Source organism: Streptomyces sp. NPDC046303, assembly GCF_055588085.1.
On sequence record NZ_JBVJFA010000032.1, the window covers coordinates 63,954 to 86,522 of the forward strand.

Consider the following 22,569-nt stretch of genomic DNA (forward strand, 5'->3'; position numbering starts at 1 on the left):
TTGGGGCGCCCCCCGTTGAGCGCTACTTCTGGGCCACTGGACGCAGCCGGACCTTGACCTTCACCCGCCCCTGGACGTCGGGCAGGCGCACGGTCAGGGCGTCCGCGTCGAAGTCGGTGTACGGCTTCTCGTCGATCTCGACCGCGGCGATCCGCACCGAACCGGCCGGGAGCAGGTCGGGCGAGACGCGCAGGACGCGGTCGGGCAGGCTGGTCGGGTCGGGCTGGAAGTGGAAGTCCATCTCCCGGCCGTTGACGAGCAGGTTGTTGTAGACGGCGGAGAGGTAGCAGAGCTCCGCCGAGTGGTACATGGACATCGAGTGGCTGCCCTTGAGCCGCTCGGTGCCGAGCAGGTACGGCGTACCGCTCGCGAGCACGTTGAAGTAGACGGCACCCTCGTCGTGGTCGAGGAAGAAGGTGTTGTAGAAGGCCTGCGCCTGCCGGGCCTCGCGCAGGTTCGCGTCGCCGCCGACGGTGCCGTTCAGGATGAGGTAGGCGAGGATCGCCTGCTCCTGCTGCCACCAGGCCTTGCGGTCGTGCCAGGCGAAACGATACGTCTCCTCGTCGCCGGACTTGGTCCGCTCGACGACGTCGTACCAGCCGCCGCGCTGCACGTCGCTGCCGACCGCCGGCATGATCTCGCCGATCTTCTTGGCGAGCTCCTCGTACGCCGGCTTGGCCTTCAGCGAGTTCATCCGCATCAGGTTCCAGGCGATCTTGAGGTTGTGGCCGACCACGGCGCGGTCCTGCTGCCAGCTGTGCGCCTTGTCGTGCGACCAGTCGCGGTGGAAGCGCTCCTGGACGAAGGGGCTGTTCTTGTAGTCCGGGAACTTGTCCGCGATGGTGTCGAAGGTGTACTCGAGGAAGTCGGCGTACTTCTGCTCGCCGGTCGCCAGGTACAGGTTGATCAGGTAGGCGGGTGCGTGGTCACCGACCGAGTTCCAGTTCTTGCGCTCGGCGTTCTCGCCCAGGGACTCGTGGTCGGCGCTGAAGAGGATCGGGTCGATGTGCGAGTAGTAGCCGCCCTGCTCCGGGTCGAAGAAGAACTTGTCGAACAGCCGGATGGTGGCGTCCGCGTCGTTCTTGATCCGGACGTCACCGGTGACCCGGTACGTCTGGACGGGGCCGGCCAGCGCGTAGATCTGCTCGTACATCGGGATCGCGTCGTAGTCGTCGGAGAACTCCGAGGTGAACAGCTTGCGCTCGCTGTCCCCGTCGACGCTGATGCCGTGGTACCAGAAGACCACGTCCTCCTCGCTGTCCACGACCCGCATGTGCTTGCGCAGGTACTCGGTGCCGCGCTCGGCGACCTCCAGGTACTCGTCCTTGCCGGTCAGCAGGTAGGCCGAGGCCATGCCGTAGACCAGGCGGGAGATCGTGTCGGTCTCCTGGACGTGGCTCGCGGTCTTGTCGCCGCCGAGCCGGATCTCGGTGCGGTACTCGGTGAAGTCCACCGGCCCGTCGCCGAACTGCGCCCGCTTGTAGAAGTCGGCCAGCGACTCGATCTGCTTGATCCACCAGCTGGGCTCCTCGAACCGGTAGTCCTCGGCGCCCCGGCCCAGGAAGACCAGGCGCTTGGCGTCGTACCGCCCGCCGTGCTCCGGGTAGTGGACCCCGTAGACGAAGAGGAACCGGCCCGGCGACAGCATCTCGTCGATGTGCCCGGAGGCGTCGATGTACGGCTCGCCCAGGTTGCGGACCAGCTCGGCGCTGGGGCCCCCGGCGAGCGAGACGTCGAACCCGCGGCCGTCGGACGTCTTCAGGCGCAGCAGGCGCGTCGCGGAGTCGAAGTGTTCGACGTAGCCGGCGATCGTGTCGGAGAAGGAGAAGCTCACGGCGTCCGCCATGTCATGCACCGTCCTTGTCGTGAGAGCCCTCGTGAGTGCGGTCGTCCTCGAATCCCTGGCTGACCTCGACGATCACCCCGTCGGGATCGCGGACCCACACGGTCCGCCACCCGCAGATGAAGTCGTCGAAGTCCAGCGGCCCCAGGGTCACTTCGGCCGCGTCGCCCAGCGATGCCAGGAACGCGTCCACGCTGTCGGTCTGAAAGGCCAGGTGGCGCATCCGCCCCGGGTCCTGCGGCCCGTCTCCCCCAGCTACCGCCGGGGGGACCCCCAGGGCGGGGCGGGCCGGTGCGGCGTCGCCGGCCGCGAAGAGCTCCAGGTACGCGTCCCCCTTGCGCAGGAACACGATCCGGGCCTCCCCGAGGTCGACCACCCGGGCCCGGGTGAAGCCGAAGTACCGGGTGTAGAACTCCTCGGTGGTCTTCTGGTCCGCGCAGTTCAGGCCCACGTGCGACCAGACCATCGGGCGGTCCGCGGCCCCCGCCATCAGACGGCCCCCCGGCCCCGTCCGGCCGCGATCAGCTCGATGAGCCGGCGGGCGAAGAGGTGGTGGTGGGCTCCGGTGCGGCCGGTGACCAGGTCCCCGTCGACGACCACGTCCTCGTCGACGTACTCCCCGCCCATGTTGCGGACGTCGCCGATGAGGTTGTTGTGGCAGACCACCTTGCGGCCGCGGATCTTGCCGGGAATCGAGGAGGCCAGCCACATGCCGTGGCAGATGATCCCCTTGAGGACCGTGGGCTCCTCGAAGGCCCGGCGCAGCAGCTCGGTCGCGGGGGCGAGCACGTCCACGTCCTCGGTGTAGCGCAGCCGGTCGGCCACCATGCCGGAGGGCACGATGATCGCCGAGTAGCGGCGCAGGTCCTCGTCGCTCAGCCCCTCCAGGGACCGGGTGGCGGTGAACGGCGCCCGGTACTCGTGCCCGGTGAAGGTGAGGGAGTCGTTGCCCCACAGCCGGGTCAGGAAGTCGACCTCGGCGCCCTCCTCCGCGAACCGGTGCCGGTAGTAGAAGATCTCCGGCTCGTAGAAGTCGCTCTCGACGAGCACCGCGATCCGGGTCCCGGTCAGCGCGCCCTCGCGCAGCACCACGTCAGACACGGGAGGCCCCCTTCAGGAAGTCCGCCGCGCGCTCGGCGATCATCGCGATGGCGGTGTGGCAGTTGCCCGACGGGACCGCGGGCATCACGCTGGCGTCGACGACGCGCAGGTTCCGTACGCCGTGCACCCGCAGCTCGGGGTCGACCACGGAGAGGTCGTCGATGCCCATGCGGCAGGAGCCGGCCTGGTGGTGGTAGCTCTCCGACTTCTGCTTCGCGAAGGTGCGCAGCTCCTCGTCGGACACGCAGCCCGGTCCGGGCTGGAGCTCCTGCTTGTACCAGGGCGAGAAGGCGGAGGTCGCGAAGATCTCCCGGGCGGTCTTGATGCCCTGCACCATCCGCTCCAGGTCCCACCGGTCGCCCAGGTAGTTCGGGTGGATCAGCGGGTGGGCCAGCGGGTCGGCGCTCGCCAGCTTGATCCAGCCGCGCGAGACCGGCCGTACGACACCCGGCAGGATGGACACGGTGTTGGGGTGGTCCTGGCCGACGATCACGTCGAAGGGCACGTGGACGAAGGCGATCTGCAGGTCGGGCGCGGGCAGCCCCGGCCGGGAGGACAGGAACAGAGCGCTCTCCGACAGGTTCTGCGCCGGCGGCGGGAGCTCCTGGGTGACCTCGGCCATCAGCCCGGTCAGTACGTGGTTGTGGAAGTTCTCGCCGACCCCGGGCAGGGCCGCGGTGACCTCGATGCCGTGCTCGCGCAGCTGCTCGGGGTGGCCGATGCCGGAGAGCAGCAGCAGCTTCGGGGACTCGATCGCCCCGGCCGCCACGATCACCTCGCGGCGGGCCCGTACGGTGTGGAGCCCGGGGGCGGCGGCGCTGCTGTGGCCGTCGCGCACGGTCCGGCCGGGGGCGTCGCTGCCCGAAAGGGTGGCGGGGGCCTTCAGCTGGGCGTACTCGACGCCCGTGCAGGTGTCCGCGTCGAAGAGCAGCCGGGTGGACTGCGCGTTGGTGCGCAGGGTCAGGTTGGGGCGGTCCAGGGCGGGCTCCAGGTAGGCGGCGAGCACCCCCTGGCGGCGGCCGTCGGCCACGTCGATGTGGTGCCAGCCGGTGCCGAAGAGGCCGCGCCGGGGACCGTCGGTGTTGAAGTCGGCGATCTCCTCGTGGCCCAGCTCGACCGCGGCGTCGATGAAGGCGCGCGAGACCGGGTTGGGGCCGTGCCGTCCGGCGTTGGTGATCCGCTGCGGGCCCCGCGTGCCGGTGGTCGCGGCGGTGGCGTCCTCCTGGGCCTCCAGCAGGGCGAAGTACGGCAGCACGTCCTCGTACGCCCAGCCGGCGGCGCCCTGGTAGGCCCAGTTGTCGAAGTCCGAGGCGTGGCCGCGGATGTGCATCATGATGTAGAGATTGCTGCTGCCGCCGGGGGCCTTGCCGCGCGGTTCGTAGGTGCGGCGGCCGTCCAGGCCGGGCTGCGGGACGCTGGTGTAGCCCCAGTCCACGGGCCCGCCGAGCAGCTTGTACCAGGAGGACGGGTCGTCCACCTCGGGCGGGATCCGGGAGCCGCCCGCTTCCAGGACGAGGACGGAGACGTCCGGGTCCTCGGAGAGCCGGTTCGCGAGGACGCTGCCCGCGGTACCGGAGCCGACGACGATGTAGTCGTACTCTTCCACGCTCATCGGTCCCCTTCCTCAGCCCTGGCCCAGCACCTGGAAGGGGACGGTGTCGTGGTGGTTCGCCATGTAGGCGATCTTTCCGTCCACGATCCGGAAGAAGTTCATGACGCGGGCCTCGATGGCCTCGCCCGAGGCGCTGACCGCGGTCAGCTGCGAGACGGCGGCGGCCTTCTCCCCGTCCGCGTCGACGATGAAGTGCACGGGCTCGTTCCGGAAGACCCGGTACATGGTGCCCATGCCCTTCATCATCGAGCGCAGGACCTCGAGGCCCTCGATGTGACCGGCGAGCTGCTCGTCCATGACCTGGTCGTCGGCGAACAGGTCGCACCAGCGGTCCCAGTCTCCTGCGTTGGCGTGCTCGTAGTACTTCTCAAGGATCTGCTTGGCATCCATCGCGCTCATCCCCTATCGGTCCCTGCGGGTTCCGTCCGGCGCGAACGGCGCCCAGAACTGGCTGAAGGCGGAGGCGGTGTCGCCGAACAGCCCGTCGCGGCCCTCGACGATCCGGCCGTCCCGCCACCGCATGAAGTGGAAGACCTGGTAGTCCATCCGCTCGTACGGGGACCGGCCGTCCGGGTCGGCGCCGTCGCGCACGGCCACGTTGCGGCAGACGTCGGCGGAACAGTCCTCGCCGACCAGGACCGCTTCCAGGTCCATCCGGAAGGTGCCGCCGGTGAGCTTGTGGGTCTGCCCCATCAGCTCGAGGAAGGCGTCCAGGCTCTCGTACCAGCCGGCGAGCGGGTGGTTGCCCGGCACCAGCCAGCGCAGGTCCTCGGAGTAGAACTCCAGGATGCGCGCCCGGTCGCCGGAGCCGAGTGCGGCGTAGGCCGCCCGGACGCGGTCCCGTGTCACTTCGGTCATCGTCGCTTCTCCTTCGCCGGGGCGCTCAGAGGGAGCCGGAACCGGGCATCGGAGCCAGGTCGTTGACGGTGTACTGCTTGATCAGCGGTCCGTCGGGGCCGGCCACCACGGTCCAGGTCTGGTCGGCGTCGAAGCCGAGCCACTCGCTGCGGGCGGCCGGCGGGTTCCAGATCTTGGCCTGCCAGTTGACGAGCACCCGGACGATCGCCCGGTCGCCCTCGATGACGGGCTCCACCTTCGTGACGGTGTGGACCTCGTCGAAGAACCGGTTGGTGACGGCCTCGTACCAGCGGCCGAAGCCCTGGTGCCCGAGGAAGACGTCCTCGGGGACCTTGAACTCCAGGTCCTCGGTGATCAGGGCGAGCACCTGGTCCAGCGGTACGTGCTGGTCCAGCGCCACGTACCAGTCCTCGGCGAACCTGCGGATCGCGTCCTCGGTCAACTGCCGCTCGGCGGGCATGCGGTCTCCTCCTGTTCCGTGCTGGGTGACTGCTCTGGTCAGATCTGGACGTCGACGAGGAACGGACCGGGGTGGGCCAGCATCCGGCTCACGGCCGCGGCCGCCTCGTCCGGCTTCTCCACCCGCATCCCGCCCGCACCGAGCGACCGGGCCAGCCCGGCGAAGTCGATCTCCGGGTGGGAGAGGTCGAAGGAGCCCGGGAACCCGTGCTCCGGGATGTCCCGCTCCCGCCAGTACTGGGCGATGTTGTCGTCCAGCAGCCGGTACTTGCGGTTGTTGCAGACGACGAACTTGGCCTCGATGCCGTGCCGGGCCGCCGTCCACAGCGCCTGGTACGTGTACATCGACCCGCCGTCGCCCGCGAAGCCGACGACGAGCCGGTCCGGATGGGCGAGCTTGGCGCCCACCGCGCCGGGAAAGCCCACGCCCAGCGATCCGCCCCGGGTGAGGTGGTAGTCGCCGGGGCGCTCCGCCGGCAGGTACCGGGTGACCAGCGGGGAGGTGGTCAGCGCCTCGTCGAAGACGATCAGGTCCCCGGCCGTGCGCTCGGCGAGGGTCCGCAGGAAGACCGCCATCGGCGTGCCGTCGTCGGTGGCCGACTGCGCCTCGCGGGCCCGCTCCCGGGCCCGTACGTCGATCCGGGCGGCCGCGGCGGCCCGCTGCTGCGGGGTCAGCCGGTGTTCCAGTACGCCGGCCAGTGCGCGCAGCGCCTGCTTGGGGTCCGCGGCGAGGCCCAGGTCCACCGGGTGGTTCTTGGCGATCTCGTAGGCGTTGAGGTCGATGTGGACGACCTTCGCGCCCGCCCGGAAGGGGCTCTCCAGTTCGGGGAACACCTCCGGGAAGACATAGGTGCCGACGATCAGCACCCCGTCGGCGCCCCCCACCAGTTCCTTGCTGTGGGGGCCGAACATGTGGCCCGTCTGGCCCCGCCGCAGCGGGTGCGAGGCCGCGATGTTGACCTCGGAGGAGTCGACCTCGTACACGTCGGCGCCGAGCAGCTCGGCGACGGCGGCCAGTTCGTTCTGCGCCCCGGAGAGGGAGACCCCGTCCCCGATGAGGACGACCGGCCGCTCGGCGGAGGCGAGCAGCTCGGCCGCCCGCCCCACCGAGGCCGCGGAGGGCGCCACGTCGGTGAGCGGCACGGTGGCGGGCAGCACGGGCTCGGAGTTGAGCTCGTCCAGCACGTCCATCGGCAGCGCCACGAACACGGGTCCGCGGGGCGGGGTGAGCGCGATCTTCACGGCCCGCCGGATGGTGCGGAGCACGGAGTGCCGGTCGGTGACCCGGGTCGCGTACTTCGTCACGGGCCTGGCCATCGCCACCAGGTCGGACGCCATCTGCGCGTCCATGGCGTCGTAGCGCACGCCGGCGTCTCCGGCGATGACGACGAGGGGGGTGTGGCCGCGCAGCGACTGGTACAGCATCCCGATGCCGTTGCCCAGCCCCACCCCCGAGTGCAGCTGGAGGAGCGCCGCGCCGCCGGTCGCCCGTGCGTATCCGTCGGCGATACCGGCGGCCACGGTCTCCTGGAGGGCGAGGACGTACTGGAAGTCCTCTGCCGCGTCGACCGCGTCGAGGAATCCCTGTTCCACCGTCCCCGGATTTCCGAACATCACCTTCAGGCCGTCGGCCTTGAACTGCTCGATCAGCCTTTCCCGTCCGGGAGTGGCTCCGGTATTCATCGAACTCCCCCTCATTCCCGCGAGTTTCCGGCCCACCGGTTTCCAGAACTACCAGCCGTATCGGGTGAGACCGTCCTCGAGGACTTCCACGATCTTCTGACCGGTGAGGTACGAGTCCGGGGTGGACCGTCCGGTCACGAACGGGAAGTCGACGATGACGGACACGGGCTTTCCGAAATTCCCGTGGTACGCGCCGCGCGGGCCCGTCGCATCGCGCAGGATGTACTCCAGCGGGTACGGCGGCGGCCCCATGTTGAAGTCGGTACCGAGGAATCCGGTGCCGTCCTTGTAGTCGTATTCCTTGCAGTGGCCGGTCACGTGCTTGCCCCAGATGATGCTCTTGCGGTCGCTCCAGTCCCGGGCGAAGGCCAGGCAGGCGACCCCGTAGCACTCCGCGGCCACGACCTTGCCGGCCTTCTTGAAGGCCAGGATCAGGGCGTGCACGCGCTCGTTGTTGGCGAGGTCGGCGATCGGTCCGCTGCCGCCGACGATGAGGATCGCGTCGTAGTCGGCGATGTCGGCCTCGAGCTTGTCCAGATCGCGGTGGTACTGCTCGAGCTTGCGCAGATAGCCCTCGTCGCTCGTGTACGGGCGCTCGGGGACCCACGCCTCGATGTCGAGCGGCGAGTCGAGCCGGCTCGACTGCTCGAACTCCCGGCCCAGCCGGGCGTTCTCCTCGGTGGTGACCGAGCGTCCCAGTGGAGGGTCGATGTAGTTCGCGTCGAGGCTCGGCGGGAGAGCGTGTGCACGCTTTCCGGTCGGCGTGGCGAATATGACCTCGTAGCCCCGCTCATCGAACTTCGATACGGGGCCTATCAGTTCTTCGGCCCAGTAACCGTGTTCGGAGACAATGACCAGAATCTTTCTGCTCACGTATTCCTCCAGGCGCCGCCTGTTGTCGTTGGCGTCCCCCACACTGGCCGCGCCCAGAGGCTGCGTCAAAGCGCCTGTGTGCGACTTCGTGAGGTAGCGGCCCAGGTCTTGGGGGCACTTCAGGAAGTCGCCCGCCGACGTCATGAAGTAGCTTCAGGACTACCTGACTTCGGCTGAATCAATGAACCAGGGCGAGGGCCGCGATCTATCGTCTGGACGCGTCGCCGTGCTGTGTTTCACGGGCGTGCGGCTGCGTTGACGGACGAGCGTGAGCACGAGGAGAGGGACGGGGACGATGACGATGGACCTGTTGTGCACGCACATCGATCGGATACGTCCGGTGAAACCCGGAACCGAGGGCTGCGAGGAGTGCCTCATCGCCGGTGACAGCTGGGTGCACTTGCGGATGTGCCTGAGCTGCGGGCACGTCGGATGCTGTGACTCCTCGAAGAACCGTCACGCCACCCGGCACTACCGCAGCTCCGAGCACCCCATCGCCGCATCCCACGAGCCCGGCGAGGACTGGGCCTGGTGCTACGCCGACAAGCTGATGCTGGACCTGGCGTGAGCGCGGCCCCGGAGAGCGCCGCCGCCGTGACGGCCGCCGCGACCGAACGCGCGGAGCACCGCAAGCCCGTCATCCTGGCCGTCGACGACGACCCGCAGGTGCTGCGCGCGGTGCGCCGCGACCTGCGCAGCGCCTACGGAGACCGCTACCGCGTGCTCGGCGCCTCCTCGGCCGCGGACGCCCTGAAGATCCTGGACTCCCTCGACGAGCGCGGCCACGACCCGGCGCTGTTCCTCGTGGACCAGCGGATGCCCGACGTCACCGGGGTGGAGTTCCTGCTGGAGGCGGTCAGCCGCTTCCCGGACGCCCGGCGCGTGCTGCTGACCGCGTACGCGGAGACCGACGCCGCGATCACCGCCATCAACCGGGTCCGGCTGGACTACTACCTGCTCAAGCCGTGGGACCCGCCGCACGAGCGGCTCTTCCCGGTCCTGGACGACCTGCTGTCGGACTGGCTGGCCACCTACCGGCCCGCGTACGACGGGATCATCGTCGCGGGCCATCTGGTCTCCCCCGGCACCCACGCCGTCCGGGACTTCTTCACGCGCAACGGCCAGCCGTTCCGCTTCCTCAATGTGGAGCGGGATCCCGAGGCGCTGACCCTGATCGCCGGTCAGCCCGACGCCGCGCTGCCGCTCGTCCGCTTTCCCGACGGAGCGGTGCTCTCCGCGCCGACCGACACCCAGCTCGCCCAGCACCTGGGGCTGGCCACCACCGCCTCCCGCCCGCACTACGAGTGCGTCATCGTGGGGGCCGGCCCGGCGGGCCTGGCGGCCGGGGTCTACTCGGCCTCCGAGGGCCTGTCCACGCTGATGCTCGACGCCCGCGCCCCGGGCGGCCAGGCCGGCACCTCCAGCCTGATCGAGAACTACCTGGGCTTCCCGTCGGGCCTGTCGGGCGGCGACCTGACCCGCCGCGCCACCATCCAGGCCACGCGGTTCGGCGCCGAGATCCTGCACCCGGTGGAGGTCGTCTCGCTGACCCGCGACGACCCGGCGAAGATCCTGACGCTGGGCGACGGCACGGAGATCAGCGCGGAGACGGTGCTCCTGGCCACCGGGGTCTCGTACAACCGGCTCGAAGCCCCCGGCGCGGACCGCTTCGAGGGCGCGGGACTCTACTACGGCGCGGCCACCACCGAGAGCTCGGCGTGCATCTCGCAGCACGTGTTCATCGTGGGCGGGGCCAACTCGGCCGGGCAGGCGGCGGTCCACTTCGCCAAGTACGCGGCCCGCGTCACGATCCTGGTGCGCGCGGCCTCCCTGGACGCGAGCATGTCGCGCTATCTGATCGACGAGATCGAGCGCACCCCGAACATCGAGGTGAAGGTCCGTACGACCGTGGTCCGGCTGGACGGTGAGGAGCACCTGGAGCGCCTGACCCTCCACGACGCGGACACCGGCGAGGACACCGAGGTGCCGGCCCGCTTCATGTTCACGTTCATCGGGGCCCGCCCGCACACCGAGTGGCTGTCGGGCGTGGTCGAGCGCGACGCGTACGGGTTCGTGCTCACCGGCTCGGACCTGATCGCGAACGGCGGCGAGCTGCCCGCCGAGTGGAGTCTGGAACGCGCCCCGTATCCGCTGGAGACCAGCGTCCCCGGCGTCTTCGCGGCGGGCGATGTCCGTGCCCACTCGGTGAAGCGGGTCGCGTCGGGCGTCGGCGAGGGCGCGATGGCGGTCTCCCTCATCCACCGCTACCGCTCGATGGGCTGAGAGCGAACGCGGACTGCTTGCGATCAAGGCCACACCGGACGCAATGTTGATTACATGATTACAGCCGAACAGAGCGAACAGCTCCGCGCGTGGTTCGCCGAGCGCCTGCCGGTGGACGTGTACGAGTCCCTCGTGTCGGTCACGGCCGACCGCGAGGAGATCACGGTCGTCGGGACCGTCCCGGCGACCGAGTCGGTCAAGGCGTTCCGCGAACGCACCCGCGAACAGCGCATCGAGGTGGCCCGCGAGGCCGAGGAGCTCTACCGCCGCAAGGTCGCCTGGGGCGTGCGGGTGGGCGAGGAGACCACTCTCTTCACCCACCTCGCCGTCCCGGTCATGACCCGCCTGCGCCAGTCCGAACGCCAGGTGCTCGACACCCTGGTCGCCGGCGGGGTGGCCCGCAGCCGGGCCGACGCCCTCGCCTGGTGCGTCCGCCTGGTGGGCCGCAACACCGACACCTGGCTGGCGGAACTGCGCGACTCCCTGGACAAGGTCCGGCAGGTCCGCGCGCAGGGTCCGGACGTGGCCGAGGACGCGGACTCCAGGAAGTCCGGGTCCGAATAGCCCAATCCCCCCACGGGCACGCATGATCCCGTAAGGCTGGCCACGACCACCATCCAGGGAGAGGCACGCACCATGACCACCACCGTCGAATACATCCGCTACCGGATCGCATTGGACGACCAGCAGGCGTTCGAGGACGCGTACACCCGGGCGGCCGAGTCCCTGGCCGCTTCGCCGGAGTGCATCGACTACGAACTGGCCCGCTGCGAGGAGGAGAAGGAGCGCTACATCCTGCGCATCCGCTGGACCTCGGTCGACGCGCACCTCAACGGCTTCCGCAAGGGCGAGCACTTCCCCGCCTTCTTCAGCGCGATCCGGCCGTACGTGACGGCCATCGAGGAGATGCAGCACTACCTCGTGACGTCCGTCGCCGGAACGGGAAAGGCCGCAGCCTAACCATGAGCACGACACCCACCATCTACGAGTGGATGGGCGGCGCGGAGGCGATGAACCGCCTCACCGACGCCTTCTACGCCCACGCCCTGCGGGACGAGATCCTGGCCCCGGTCTTCGCCGGCATGGACTCCGAGCACCCGCAGCACGTCGCGGTCTGGCTGTCGGAGGTCTTCGGCGGGCCGTCGGACTACTCCGCCCACCACGGCGGCCACCAGCACATGGCCACCAAGCACCTGGGCCGGGCCATCACCGAGAAGCAGCGCCGCCGCTGGGTGGACCTGCTCATGGACACGGCCGACGAGGTCGGCCTGCCGACGGACCCGGAGTTCCGCGCGGTGTTCGTCTACTACATCGAGTGGGGCACCCGCATGGCCCTGATCTACTCGGGCCCCAACCCGCCCCCGGTCGACGCGGCCAAGATCCCGGTCTGGTCCTGGGGCCAGACCCCGCCCTGGGTTCCGAAAAGCTGATCCGGACCTCCGCCCCCGGCCCCGCCCGCGTTCGAGGCGCGGGGCCGGGGGCGGAGCTGCGCCCTCAGGCCCGCCGGCGCTTGGGGCTCGGCGCCCCGGACTCGGCGAGCAGCACGGTCAGGGCCGGCTCGTCCCCTTGCTCCTGCCAGAAATCCACGGCCTCCTCCAGGACCTCCACGAGGGTCTCCCAGTCGTCCGGCCTCTCGGCGGCGTACCCGCGCCACGAGGTCACGGCGACCAGCCGCCCCGCGGCGTCCGGCAGCCACGACAGGTCCTTCAGCGCGTCCGCGAGCGCGTCCCAGTTCCCGCCGAACCACTCCGGCGCCCGCAGGGCGTCCCCGCAGCGCCGCATCAGCTCGGCCTTCGCCCGTACGCCGTCCAGGTCCAGCCGCAGGGCCGTCCAGCCCGCCTGCTCGGCGGCGGCGAGGGCAGGGGCGAGCGGCTGCGGGTCCAGGGTCATCGGAGAACCGCCTTGAAGGTCTGGTAGTGGTCGTCCGTGTAGAAGAACTCCCCGCCCTCGCCCGTCACGATCCGCCGGGCCCCGCGGTCCCGCTCCCCCGGCGTCCGCACCGTGAACTCGCGGTAGTAGCCGCGCTTCTGCTTGGGCAGGATCTTCTCGAAGTTCCCGAAGACGGTCCCGTCCTGCCGGTGCGGATACGGCCCGCCCCTGTCGATGAGCGCGAGCACGTCCCGGGCCTGCTGCGGCAGGGCGTCGGCCCGTACGACCGCCAGCCCTTTCGCCCACCCGGGAACGGCACTGGGCACGGCACCGGAGGCGGCGGCACCGGAACTGGCCGCGGCAGGCGGCGCGGCTTCCTTCCCGCCGCAGCCCACCGCACCGACCAGCGCGGCGCACAGGAAAACGGCCCCCAGCCAACGCAGCAGCGAACGGGGCACGCTCCGAAAGATCATGCACCGATCGTGCCAAATATCCGATTCGCTCGCGAATCGCCCTGCGAACGAACCGCCCTACGGACTCAGAGCGCGGACATCTTGGTGTACGGGCTCAGGACCCGTTTCTGGACCGACCCGAAGTCGACGAGAACGGCGATCCCCTCCTCGATTCCGACGACACGGCCGAGGCCGTGCTCATCGTGGGAAACCCGGTCGCCGACGCTGAACTGCCGGATGGGCTGTTCCACGGGGGCCTTGAACGGGCTGGACGGCAAATGGCGGCGAGGTACTGCTGACTTTGTCATTGGGACCAGTATGCGCCCAGCAAGCCGCCACGCGGTCCGCCGTTCGGATCTCAATTCCGGCACCATCCGCACCGGCAGTGCCTACAGGTCGTCCGGATCCGCCCGCTCGAGCGCCGGCCGCAGGCCCGGCGCGGACTCGGTGAGCAGGTAGTCGGCGACCGCCGTGTCCGTGACGAGACTGGTCACCAGCCCCGACCGGAGCACCGCCCCGATCGCCGAGGCCTTGCGCAGCCCGCCCGCGATCGCCACGACCTCGGGGATCCGACGCAGCCGGTCGGCCTCGACGGTGATGCACCGCTCGCCGAGGTCCCGGCCGACCCGCCGCCCCTCGGTGTCGAACAGGTGGGCGGACATCTCTGCCGCCACACCCAGGGAGGCGTAGTGCGCCCGCTCCTCGTCCGTCAGCATGTCGTGGACGGTCGAGATGCCCGGCTCCCACGACCCGATGGAGACGGCCGCGACGGTCACCTTGTCGAAGTACTCGAAGGCCCGTGCGATGCCGGTCTGGCTGCGCAGCGCGGCCGCGGTGGCCGGGTCGGGCAGCAGCATCGGCGCGTAGATGGGGTGGGCGTCGCCGCCCGAGACCTGCGCGGCCCGCCGTACGGCCTCCACGGAGCCGCGTTCGGCGGTTCCCGCGTCGTACACGCCGGTCAGCTGCACGACCGTGCAGGGGGGCAGCCGGTGCAGGGAGGCGGCCATGTGAATGGTCGACCGGCCCCAGGCCAGGCCCAGTACGTCGCCTTCGTTGACCAGCTCGCCCAGCAGATCGGCGGCGACCGCGCCCAGGTTCTCCGGATCGGGCGCGTCCTCGGTGGCGTCGGCGGGCGACTCCACGACGACGGCGTGCCGGAGCCCGTAGCGGGCCCGGAGCGCGTCCGACCGCTCCGCGTCCAGTTCGGCCGGTACCCGGATCTCGATGCGTACGAGGTCGCGTTCGAGGGCGGTCTCCAGGACCCGGGCCACCTTGAAGCGGCTCACGCCGAACTCCTCGGCGATCTGGATCTTGGACTTGCCCTCGAGGTAGAAGCGGCGCGCCATGGCCGCCGCCTGCACCAGCTCCGCGGGTCCCATCCGCAGGGCTGACCGTCCCGCCGACATTGCAGACACCGCGTTCTCCTCACTGCTGTTCACACTCTCGTGTTCACACTCTCGACTCGCCGTTCATCCTGTCAGATCCGACGGCCGTTGATCAGCCTGGACAGCTCCCGTTCACCGAGCCGTCCGCCCACGCTCGACTCAGTGGTCGCAAGCCCACGGCGCCACGGCGATCGCCGCGTCCGCCTGCTCACGCAGCGTGCGTACGGCGGCGGCCGGATCCACCGCTCCGTAGACCGCGCTGCCCGCGACGAAGACGTCCGCGCCGGCTTCGGCGCAGCGCTCGATGGTCGAGGCCGAGACCCCGCCGTCCACCTGGAGCCACAGCTCCAGACCGTGCTTGGTGATCAGCTCCCGGGTACGGCGGATCTTGGGAAGCATGATGTCCAGAAAGGGCTGGCCGCCGAAGCCCGGCTCGACCGTCATGATCAGCAGCATGTCGAGCTCGGGGAGGAGGTCCTCGTACTGTTCGATCGGCGTCGCGGGCTTGAGCGCCATGGACGCCTTGGCGCCCTTCGCCCGGATCTCGCGCGCGAGGCGCACCGGCGCCGCCGCGGCCTCGGCGTGGAAGGTGACCGACCCGGCTCCCGCCTCGACGTACTGCGGGGCCCAGCGGTCCGGGTTCTCGATCATCAGGTGGAGGTCGAGCGGGATGTCCGTGGCCCTGCTCAGGGACTCCACGACCGGCACCCCGAGGGTCAGGTTGGGGACGAAGTGGTTGTCCATGACGTCGACGTGCAGCCAGTCGGCCCCCTCGACCGCCTTCGCCTCCTCGGCGAGTCGGGCGAAGTCGGCGGACAGGATGCTGGGAGAAATCTGAGCGGCCATGCCCCAAGCGTGCCATGCCTCCGTGCGGTTCCGGCCACGACCCCGGAACTCGCGGGCCGTTCAGCACAGCTGAAGTGATCATGGAGAACATTTCACTTGTTCTTCGAGGTCGCCCTGGGCACGGTTCTGTCCATGACATCCACGCCCCACGAACGGCCGGATCGGCGCCCCGCGCAGCCGGGGAAGCCCCCGCCGCCCGACCCGGACGAGGCCGCCCGCTCCTCCACTCCCTGGGACAGCAGGGACTTCCGCACCCTCTTCGGCGCCGCCACGCTCAACCAGTTCGGCACCCACGCCGGCCAGGTGGCCGTCCCCCTGCTCGCCCTCACCGCGCTCGACGCCTCCCCCGCCCAGGTCGGCGCCCTCGCCGCGCTGTCCACGCTCGCCTTCCTGCTGATCGGCCTGCCGGCCGGCGCGTGGGTCGACCGGCTGCGCACCCGCAGCGTCCTGATCGCAGCGGACCTGGCCCGCGCGGCCCTGTTCGCCTCGCTCCCGCTCGCGTGGTGGCTGGACGCGCTGACCCTGACCCAGCTCCACCTGGTCGTCCTCCTGAGCGGCGCCGCCACCGTCTTCTCGGACGTGGGCTCGCAGAGCGTGCTCCCCCACCTGGTCGGCCGCGGCGGTCTGGTCCGGGCGAACGCGGCCATGGTGACGCTCATGGCCGCCGCCAACATCGCGGGCCGCGGCGTGGGCGGCGCGCTGATCGCCGCCCTCACCGCCCCCTTCGCGCTGGCCTGCTCCTCGGCCGCGTACCTCGTCTCGGCCCTGCGCCTCACCCGGATCCGGCCCGCCCCGGCCGCGCCCCCGGCCGTCCGCACGCCCCTGCGGTCCCGGATCGGGGAGGGCCTGCGGCACGTACTGGGCCACCCGGAGCTGCGCGCCCTGGCGCTGGCCTCCACCCTGACCAACCTGGGCGGCTCGATCGTCAACGCCATGCTCCCGGTGCTCTTCGTACGGGAACTGGGCCTCTCCCCCGCCGCGCTGGGCCTGTTCTGGGCGGTGGGCGGCGCCGGCCTGCTCCTCGGCGCCCGGCTGGCCCGCCCCTTCGCGGCGCGCGTGGGCTACGGCCGCGCCCTGCTGCTGAGCCTGACCCCGGCGGCGCTCCTGGTGCCGCTGCTGGACCACGGCCCGTGGCTCTGGATCGCGGGCGCCGGCTGGATGACCGCCCACATGAAGATCGGCTCGGACAACGTGCTCGGCGTCAGCCTCCGCCAGCGCCTGACCCCCGATCCCCTGCTGGGCCGCATGAACGCCACTTTCCGCTTCATGCTGACGGGCGCCCTCGCGCTGGGCGCGGCCGCCTCGGGCCTCCTCGCAAGCGCCACGACGCTCCGCACGGCCCTGTGGACGGGAGCGGCGGTCCTGGCGGTGTCCTGGCTGCCGGTGGCCCTGTCCCCGATCCGCACCAGGCGGACGGGCTCATGACACCCGGCGGCGCACCAGGGCGCGCACGAGCCCAGAGGGCGGCCCGCGCCTTGGTACGACTCCTCAGCTCTGCTACGCCGTGCGCCTCAGCAGCGCCAGGTACATCGCGTCCGTGCCGTGCAGGTGCGGCCACAGCTGGACGTCCGGGCCGTCGCCCAGGCCCGGGACGCCCGCCATGAACGGCCTGGCGTCGATGAGTTCGGCCGCCACCGGCTGCGCGGCCGCGCCGCGGCCCTTCAGGACGTCGTCCACGACCACCCGGGTCTCCGCCAGGTGCGGCGAGCACGTCGCGTAGCCCACGACGCCGCCCACGCGCACCGCCGACAGGGCTTCCCGGAGCAGCCCCCGCTGGAGCGGCGCGAAGCCCTCCAGGTCCTCGGGTCGGCGGCGCCACCGGGCTTCCGGGCGGCGGCGCAGTGCGCCCAGGCCGGAGCACGGGACGTCCATCAGGACGCGGTCGAAGGAGCCCGGCAGCCACGGCGGCCGGGTGCCGTCCGCCGCGATGACCTGGTACGGCCCCGGGTTGCCCGCCAGCGCGCGCTCCACCAGGCGCGCCCGGTGCGGCTGCTTCTCGGAGGCCAGCAGGAACGCGCCCCGCTGCGCCGCCAGCGCCGCGAGCAGCGCCGCCTTGCCGCCGGGGCCCGCGCAGCCGTCCAGCCAGCGCTCGTCGCGGCCCTCGACCGGGACGGCCGCCAGGGCCATCGCCACCAGCTGGCTGCCCTCGTCCTGGACTCCGGCGCGCCCGTCGCGCACCGCCTCCAGCGCGCCGGGCTCGCCGCCCTCGGCCATCCGCACCGCGTACGGGGACCAGCGGCCGGGCAGCGCCGACTCCTCGCCCACCGCCTCCAGCAGCTCGTCGGGGGTGGACCGCCCCGGCCGCGCGACCAGCGTGACCTCGGGCCGCTCGTTGTCGGCCTCCAGCAGGTCCTCGATCCCGGCGCGCCCGCCGCCCAGCGCGTCCCACAGGGCGCTGACGACCCACCGCGGGTGCGAGTGGTACACCGCCAGGTGCTCCTCGGCGTCGTCCTCGTAGGGGGGCGCGACCCGCTCCAGCCAGCCGTCCAGGTCGTGCGCGGCGATCTTGCGCAGCACGGCGTTCACGAACTTCGCGCGGCCGTCCCCGAGCACCACCCGGGCCAGCTCCACGCTGGCCGAGACGGCGGCGTGCGTGGGGATGCGGGTCCCCAGCAGCTGGTGCGCGCCGAGCGAGAGCACGTCGAGCACGGGCGGGTCGACCTCCCGCAGCGGGCGGTCGATGCAGGCCTTGATCACCGCGTCGTACGTGCCCTGCCGGCGCAGCGTCCCGTAGACCAGCTCGGTGGCCAGCGCCGCGTCCCGCGCCTGGAAGCTCTCGTCCTGACGGGCCTTGCGCAGCAGTGGCGGCAGCACGAGGTTGGCGTAGGCGTCGCGCTCGTCCACCGCCCGCAGCACCTCGAAGGCCAGCAGCCGGACGGGATCCTTCTGGGGCCGGCGGTAGGGCTTGGCCGGCTTGTTCGGCTTGCCGCCCGCGCCTGCGGCGGGTCGGCGACGGGGCTGTTCGCTCACGTGAAAGGTGCTCCGGATTTACGAGGTACTGGAGGTACGGGAGATGGGTGAGGTGCTGGAGTGTGGGTTGCCAGACGTGGATTCAGCCTACGTCGGTGCCGCCGAGGCGCTCGCCGGGAGCGATCCGCACCCCGCGGGCCCAGTCGGCGCCGCGCATCGGCTTCTTGCCCTGGGGCTGGACCCACAGCAGTTCCACGGCGTGCGAGCCGGTGCCGGCGTAGACGTTGTTCTTGGCCGGCGCGAGGACGCCCGGGGCGAGGTCCGTACGGTCGGGCACCAGGCCCACCGAGATCAGCTTGAGGCGCTCCCCGCGGAAGACGGTCCACGCACCCGGGGCCGGCGTGCAGCCGCGCACGACGCGGTCGGCGCGCAGCGCGGGTGCGGTCCAGTCGATCCGGGCGTCCTCCACGGTGATCTTGGGGGCCAGGGAGATCCCGTCGACGGGCTGCTCGACGGCGCGCAGGGTGCCGTCCTCGATGCCGTCCATGGTGGCGGCCAGCAGCCCGGCGCCCGCGAAGGCGAGCCGGGTGAGCAGGTCGCCGCTGGTGTCGGTCGGGCGGATCTCCTCGGTCAGGACCCCGTAGACCGGCCCGGAGTCCAGGCCTTCCTCGATCCGGAAGGTGGAGGCGCCGGTGACCTGGTCCCCGGCCATGATCGAGTGCTGTACGGGCGCGGCACCGCGCCAGGCGGGCAGCAGCGAGAAGTGCAGGTTGACCCACCCGTGCCGGGGGATCTCGATGGCGCTCTTGGGGATCAGCGCACCGTACGCGACGACCGGGCAGCAGTCCGGGTCGATCTCGCGCAGCCGGGCCTGGAACTCGGGGTCACGCGGGCGGACCGGCTTGAGCACCTCGATCCCCGCCTCCTCGGCACGCTCGGCGACCGGGCTGGCGACGAGCCTGCGCCCGCGGCCCGCGGGTGCGTCGGGCCGGGTGACGACGGCCGCGACCTCGTGCCGCCCGGAGGCGATGAGGGCGTCCAGGGCGGGCACGGCGACCTCGGGGGTGCCTGCGAAGACGAGCTTCACTGGGGTCCTACCTCGCTATCTCGGCTGTCAGCAGCGCACCAGTCTATGGGGCGTGCGCCGGGCGCCCCACCCGTGACCGGAAGGGGGCGTACGCACACACACGCGCCTCTCGCATATGCCGACACGCCCCTGGAGCGTGACCTGGGCGCCAGGTGGCGCGTTGGTCAAAAGAGATTGACCACAACGGGCCGCGCCGCGAACGGTTTCTGCGGCCCGCTCCGCCCTTAGCACCGGTTCGAGAGGCTTCTTCATGGCCGACCACGCCACCCACGACGCCCAAGCCCGGGCCAGCCTGCACCTGTTGGTGCGGGACATCGAGCGGGTTCGCCGGCAGGTGGATGCCCTGCGTACGCTCACTGCCCAGCTCGGCAATGTGTACCGCCCGCGCCGCTCCGGTCCCTCCACGGGCTTCGTCGTCTACGGCCGGGCGCCCGCGCCCACCGTCCGCCTCGCCCAGGAGCTGCGGGACAGCGTCGAGACGCTGGTCACCGCGGCCGTGGACTTCGACCGCTCACTCGGCTTCTCGTGGGACGCGGTCGGCTCGGCGCTGGGCGTCACCAAGCAGGCCGTGCACCGGCGTTACGGTGCCCGGCGCGCACAGGCGGCCGAGGCGGCGGAGCCGCCGGCCGAGGGGACGACCACCCGGACCATGGGCCCGCTGCCCACGATCCCCGCGGCCCGCTCGGTTCCGCCGCAGCCGCTGCGCGAGGAGTCCCAGGCCGTCGGCGCACCCCGCTCCCCGGCCTTCCCCGGTCCCCGCAACGGCTGACCCGCTGCCGCCGGGCCGCCGACCCCCGACGGCACACCCACCACCGCTGCGCGGGGCCCTTCCCCCCGCGCAGCGGCGCAGCCCCGGGCGACATCCCGCCAGCCGACGTCCGGCAGCCGACGTCCCCTCAGCCGACATCCGGCAGCCGACGTCCCCTCATCCGACGTCCGGCAGCCGATGTCCCGTCAGCCGATGTCCGGCGGATCGATGCGGACCCGGACCGACTCCGACGCCGGTACCCCGCGGGCCAGCCGCGCCGCTTGCGCCGCCTTCAGGGCCGCCGCCAGCGCGGCGCCGCTCCCCGGCGGGACGCGCACCAGCGCCCGCTCCCCCGGCGAAGCCTCCCCCCGCCGCCCCGGCAACGGCACCGGGCCCAGGATCTCCGCGTCCGCCGGCAGCCCCGCCCCGGCCAGGAACGCCTCCACCGCCTCGCCGCGCCCCGCCACCGCCGCCATCCGGGACACCGGGGGGAAACCGAGCTGGGCCCGCTCCGCGAGCTCCCGCACGGCATGGCCCACCGGGTCCCACCGCACCAGCGCCTGCACCGGCCGCAGCGTCGGCTCGGCGACCACGACGACCTGCCCGTCCCCCCGTACCAGCGAGGCCGCGGCGATCCAGCGCCGCAGCGCGTCCTCCCCGGCCCGCAGGTCGGGCCGGGTCAGCATGGCCCAGCCGTCGAGCAGCAGCGCCGCCGCGTACCCGGCGCCCGCCGCGACCGGTTCCGCCCCAGGCGTGCTCACCACCAGCGCCGGCCGGTCCGGCACCTCGTCCAGGACGTGGTCGCGCCCCGAGGTCCGTACCGGCACGGCCGGAAAGGCCCGCCCCAGTTCCTCGGCCGTCCGCCGCGCGCCGACCACCTGCGCGCGCAGCCGGAACGACCCGCACTCCTCGCAGTGCCAGGACGGCTCGGGCCGCCCGCACCAGCCGCACTGCAGGTCCCGCTCGTCGGGGGCCTCCAGCGGACCGGCGCAGACCGTGCAGCGGGCCGGCGTGCGGCACCGCTCGCACGCCAGCCGGGGCACATAGCCGCGCCGCGGCACCTGGACCAGGACGGGCCCCGTCTTGAGCCCCTCCCGTACGGTCTCCCACGCCAGGCTCGGCAGCCGCGCGGCCCGGGCCGCCCCGTCGCGGGCCAGCAGCTCGTCGCCCACGGTGCGGATCCGGGGCGCGCAGGCCCGCACCGTCTCCCGATCGGCGACGAGCGGCCGCGCCCAGCCGGACTCGACCAGCTGGGCGGCCTCCACGGTGCAGCTCGTACTGCCCGCCAGGAACCCGCAGCCGTCGCTGACCGCGCGCAGTTCCAGGACCTCGCGGACGTGGGGGAAGGGGGCGTGGTCGTCGCTGTGGCTGGAGTCCCCGTCATCCCAGACGGCCACCAGCCCGAGGTCCTGCACGGGCGCGAACATCGCCGCCCGGGTGCCGACGACGGCCCGCACCGAGCCCCGGCTCACGGCGAGCCACTCGCGGTAGCGCTTCTCCGGCCCGGACTCGGCGGTCAGCAGCGCGTGCCGCCCCTCGCCGAGCAGGGCGGTGAGCGCCGCGTCCAGTCGGGCGGCGGTGCGCCCGTCGGGCACCACGGCGAGGGCCCCGCGCCCGGAGGCGAGGGCGGCGGCCATGGCGCGGGCCAGCTCGTCGGCCCAGCCGGGGCCGGGCAGGGCGGTCCAGACGGCGCGCGGGGTGCCGCCGGTGGCGAGGGCCCGCAGGAAGGCGGGCCCGGAGCCGTACCGCTGCCAGCCGGCGGGCTCGGGCGCGGCGGGCGGGGGCAGCGGCGCGGGCGAGGGTTTGGCCTCGGCGCGGGCGTTGCGCGGGGGCAGGGCGAGCTGGAGGACGTCGGCCAGGCTGCCGGCGTACCGGTCGGCGACCGCCCGGGCCAGGGCCAGCATGCGCGGGCTCAGCACCACCTCGGGCGAGACGACGTGGGCGAGGGCGGCCAGCGCCCCGTTGTAGTCGGACTCGGCCCGCCGCTCGACGATGAAGCCGTCGATGAGGCCGCCGCCCTCGCGGCGGCCGCCGTGCACCTGGTGGGAGCCGGCGCCGAAGCGGACCCGGACGCGGACGCCGGGCTGCGCGGCCTCGGAGAGCTCGGCGGGGACGGCGTAGTCCCAGAGCTGGTCGAGGTGGAGCACGCCCTTGTTCACGAGGACGCGGGCAACGGGAAGTTCCTCGGCGAGGGCGGCCCCGCGCCAGGTACGGGGCTTCGCCTTGGGCGCCTTGGCCTTCGCCTCGGCGACCATCTCCCGGATCAGCGCCAGCTGCTCCGGCGGGGAATCGTTCGCGCTGCTCACACCAGCATTCTTACCAAACGCCACCGACAACGGCCGGGGGCGGCGGCCTCCCCCGCTCCATGCGGACGGCCCCGGACCGAGAGGTCCGGGGCCGTCCGTCGAGAACAGTGGTGCCGACAGGCCGTGCTTACAGGCCGGCGGCCGCGCGCAGCGCGTCCACGCGGTCGGTGCGCTCCCAGGTGAAGTCCGGCAGCTCGCGGCCGAAGTGGCCGTAGGCGGCGGTCTGGGCGTAGATCGGGCGCAGCAGGTCGAGG

General features: G+C 72.1%; 25 protein-coding genes. 7 read left to right on the forward strand and 18 right to left on the reverse strand.

Going from position 1 to position 22,569, the window contains the following annotated elements:
- Positions 1–22 precede the first annotated feature (22 nt).
- From ACZ6I1_RS27745 to ACZ6I1_RS27785, 9 genes are read right to left on the reverse strand one after another with little or no spacing between them, the layout of a single operon-like run.
- Positions 23–1,846: an AGE family epimerase/isomerase gene (locus ACZ6I1_RS27745; protein WP_469291643.1), complete on the reverse strand. Its 1,824-nt coding sequence runs from the start codon at positions 1,844–1,846 to the stop codon at positions 23–25.
- A 1-nt stretch (position 1,847) separates the two neighbouring features.
- On the reverse strand, positions 1,848–2,333 hold the full coding sequence (locus tag ACZ6I1_RS27750; protein ID WP_469291644.1) for a VOC family protein: 486 nt from the start codon (positions 2,331–2,333) through the stop codon (positions 1,848–1,850).
- Positions 2,333–2,944 (reverse strand): DJ-1/PfpI family protein, encoded by a 612-nt coding sequence (locus ACZ6I1_RS27755; protein ID WP_469291645.1) that lies wholly within the window; start codon positions 2,942–2,944, stop codon positions 2,333–2,335. Before ACZ6I1_RS27755 ends, ACZ6I1_RS27750 begins: the two co-directional genes overlap by 1 nt.
- The gene (locus tag ACZ6I1_RS27760) at positions 2,937–4,556 is read right to left on the reverse strand and encodes a GMC family oxidoreductase (protein WP_469291646.1); all 1,620 of its coding nucleotides are present in this window, start codon (positions 4,554–4,556) and stop codon (positions 2,937–2,939) included. Before ACZ6I1_RS27760 ends, ACZ6I1_RS27755 begins: the two co-directional genes overlap by 8 nt.
- Positions 4,557–4,568: 12 nt before the next feature.
- Positions 4,569–4,955, reverse strand: coding sequence for a nuclear transport factor 2 family protein (locus ACZ6I1_RS27765; protein WP_469291647.1), 387 nt, complete (start codon positions 4,953–4,955; stop codon positions 4,569–4,571).
- A gap of 3 nt (positions 4,956–4,958) precedes the next feature.
- Entirely contained in the window at positions 4,959–5,414 is a 456-nt protein-coding gene (locus ACZ6I1_RS27770) for a nuclear transport factor 2 family protein (RefSeq protein ID WP_469291648.1), read from the reverse strand.
- A gap of 25 nt (positions 5,415–5,439) precedes the next feature.
- The gene (locus tag ACZ6I1_RS27775) at positions 5,440–5,874 is read right to left on the reverse strand and encodes a nuclear transport factor 2 family protein (RefSeq protein ID WP_469291649.1); all 435 of its coding nucleotides are present in this window, start codon (positions 5,872–5,874) and stop codon (positions 5,440–5,442) included.
- A 38-nt stretch (positions 5,875–5,912) separates the two neighbouring features.
- Complete coding sequence (locus ACZ6I1_RS27780; protein ID WP_469291650.1) at positions 5,913–7,556, reverse strand: thiamine pyrophosphate-binding protein; 1,644 nt, start codon at positions 7,554–7,556, stop codon at positions 5,913–5,915.
- Positions 7,557–7,604: 48 nt separating this feature from the next.
- The gene (locus ACZ6I1_RS27785; RefSeq protein WP_469291651.1) at positions 7,605–8,429 is read right to left on the reverse strand and encodes a type 1 glutamine amidotransferase domain-containing protein; all 825 of its coding nucleotides are present in this window, start codon (positions 8,427–8,429) and stop codon (positions 7,605–7,607) included.
- A 295-nt stretch (positions 8,430–8,724) separates the two neighbouring features.
- Between ACZ6I1_RS27785 and ACZ6I1_RS27790 the strand changes: the two genes are divergently transcribed.
- The 5 genes from ACZ6I1_RS27790 to ACZ6I1_RS27810 all read left to right on the forward strand — a co-directional run bounded on the left by ACZ6I1_RS27790 (position 8,725) and on the right by ACZ6I1_RS27810 (position 12,142).
- The gene (locus tag ACZ6I1_RS27790) at positions 8,725–8,997 is read left to right on the forward strand and encodes a UBP-type zinc finger domain-containing protein (RefSeq protein WP_469291652.1); all 273 of its coding nucleotides are present in this window, start codon (positions 8,725–8,727) and stop codon (positions 8,995–8,997) included.
- On the forward strand, positions 8,994–10,712 hold the full coding sequence (locus ACZ6I1_RS27795; RefSeq protein WP_469291653.1) for an FAD-dependent oxidoreductase: 1,719 nt from the start codon (positions 8,994–8,996) through the stop codon (positions 10,710–10,712). Before ACZ6I1_RS27790 ends, ACZ6I1_RS27795 begins: the two co-directional genes overlap by 4 nt.
- A gap of 54 nt (positions 10,713–10,766) precedes the next feature.
- A complete protein-coding gene (locus tag ACZ6I1_RS27800; RefSeq protein WP_469291654.1) occupies positions 10,767–11,276 on the forward strand; it encodes a hypothetical protein in 510 nt (169 codons plus the stop codon).
- A gap of 72 nt (positions 11,277–11,348) precedes the next feature.
- A complete protein-coding gene (locus ACZ6I1_RS27805) occupies positions 11,349–11,672 on the forward strand; it encodes a putative quinol monooxygenase (RefSeq protein WP_362591052.1) in 324 nt (107 codons plus the stop codon).
- A gap of 2 nt (positions 11,673–11,674) precedes the next feature.
- On the forward strand, positions 11,675–12,142 hold the full coding sequence (locus ACZ6I1_RS27810; protein ID WP_469291655.1) for a group II truncated hemoglobin: 468 nt from the start codon (positions 11,675–11,677) through the stop codon (positions 12,140–12,142).
- 64 nt (positions 12,143–12,206) lie between these two features.
- On the opposite strand, the gene ACZ6I1_RS27815 is transcribed toward ACZ6I1_RS27810, so the two are convergent.
- The 5 genes from ACZ6I1_RS27815 to rpe all read right to left on the reverse strand — a co-directional run bounded on the left by ACZ6I1_RS27815 (position 12,207) and on the right by rpe (position 15,264).
- Positions 12,207–12,602: a barstar family protein gene (locus tag ACZ6I1_RS27815; protein WP_469291656.1), complete on the reverse strand. Its 396-nt coding sequence runs from the start codon at positions 12,600–12,602 to the stop codon at positions 12,207–12,209.
- Positions 12,599–13,054, reverse strand: coding sequence for a guanyl-specific ribonuclease (locus ACZ6I1_RS27820; RefSeq protein WP_469291657.1), 456 nt, complete (start codon positions 13,052–13,054; stop codon positions 12,599–12,601). The genes ACZ6I1_RS27815 and ACZ6I1_RS27820 overlap by 4 nt, the downstream gene beginning before the upstream one ends.
- A 65-nt stretch (positions 13,055–13,119) precedes the next feature.
- Positions 13,120–13,341 carry a CarD family transcriptional regulator gene (locus ACZ6I1_RS27825; protein ID WP_329387870.1) on the reverse strand — a complete coding sequence of 74 codons (222 nt, stop codon included), beginning with the start codon at positions 13,339–13,341 and terminating at the stop codon, positions 13,120–13,122.
- An 81-nt stretch (positions 13,342–13,422) separates the two neighbouring features.
- Positions 13,423–14,439 carry a sugar-binding transcriptional regulator gene (locus tag ACZ6I1_RS27830; RefSeq protein ID WP_469291667.1) on the reverse strand — a complete coding sequence of 339 codons (1,017 nt, stop codon included), beginning with the start codon at positions 14,437–14,439 and terminating at the stop codon, positions 13,423–13,425.
- A 138-nt stretch (positions 14,440–14,577) separates the two neighbouring features.
- The gene (gene rpe / locus ACZ6I1_RS27835; RefSeq protein WP_469291658.1) at positions 14,578–15,264 is read right to left on the reverse strand and encodes a ribulose-phosphate 3-epimerase; all 687 of its coding nucleotides are present in this window, start codon (positions 15,262–15,264) and stop codon (positions 14,578–14,580) included.
- 132 nt (positions 15,265–15,396) lie between these two features.
- Here rpe and ACZ6I1_RS27840 point away from each other — a divergent pair, with 132 nt between their 5' ends.
- Positions 15,397–16,689, forward strand: coding sequence for an MFS transporter (locus ACZ6I1_RS27840; RefSeq protein WP_469291659.1), 1,293 nt, complete (start codon positions 15,397–15,399; stop codon positions 16,687–16,689).
- Between the two features lie 72 nt (positions 16,690–16,761).
- On the opposite strand, the gene ACZ6I1_RS27845 is transcribed toward ACZ6I1_RS27840, so the two are convergent.
- Together ACZ6I1_RS27845 and fmt are read right to left on the reverse strand one after the other, a co-directional pair.
- A complete protein-coding gene (locus ACZ6I1_RS27845) occupies positions 16,762–18,234 on the reverse strand; it encodes an RsmB/NOP family class I SAM-dependent RNA methyltransferase (protein ID WP_469291660.1) in 1,473 nt (490 codons plus the stop codon).
- An 82-nt stretch (positions 18,235–18,316) separates the two neighbouring features.
- On the reverse strand, positions 18,317–19,261 hold the full coding sequence (gene fmt, locus ACZ6I1_RS27850; protein ID WP_469291661.1) for a methionyl-tRNA formyltransferase: 945 nt from the start codon (positions 19,259–19,261) through the stop codon (positions 18,317–18,319).
- 250 nt (positions 19,262–19,511) lie between these two features.
- Between fmt and ACZ6I1_RS27855 the strand changes: the two genes are divergently transcribed.
- Positions 19,512–20,030 carry a hypothetical protein gene (locus ACZ6I1_RS27855; protein WP_469291662.1) on the forward strand — a complete coding sequence of 173 codons (519 nt, stop codon included), beginning with the start codon at positions 19,512–19,514 and terminating at the stop codon, positions 20,028–20,030.
- A 185-nt stretch (positions 20,031–20,215) separates the two neighbouring features.
- Here the strand turns inward: ACZ6I1_RS27855 and ACZ6I1_RS27860 are convergent, their stop codons facing one another.
- On the reverse strand, positions 20,216–22,315 hold the full coding sequence (locus ACZ6I1_RS27860) for a primosomal protein N' (RefSeq protein WP_469291663.1): 2,100 nt from the start codon (positions 22,313–22,315) through the stop codon (positions 20,216–20,218).
- A 127-nt stretch (positions 22,316–22,442) separates the two neighbouring features.
- Positions 22,443–22,569: methionine adenosyltransferase domain-containing protein (locus tag ACZ6I1_RS27865; RefSeq protein WP_366083555.1), on the reverse strand; the 127-nt coding region annotated here is incomplete at its 5' end.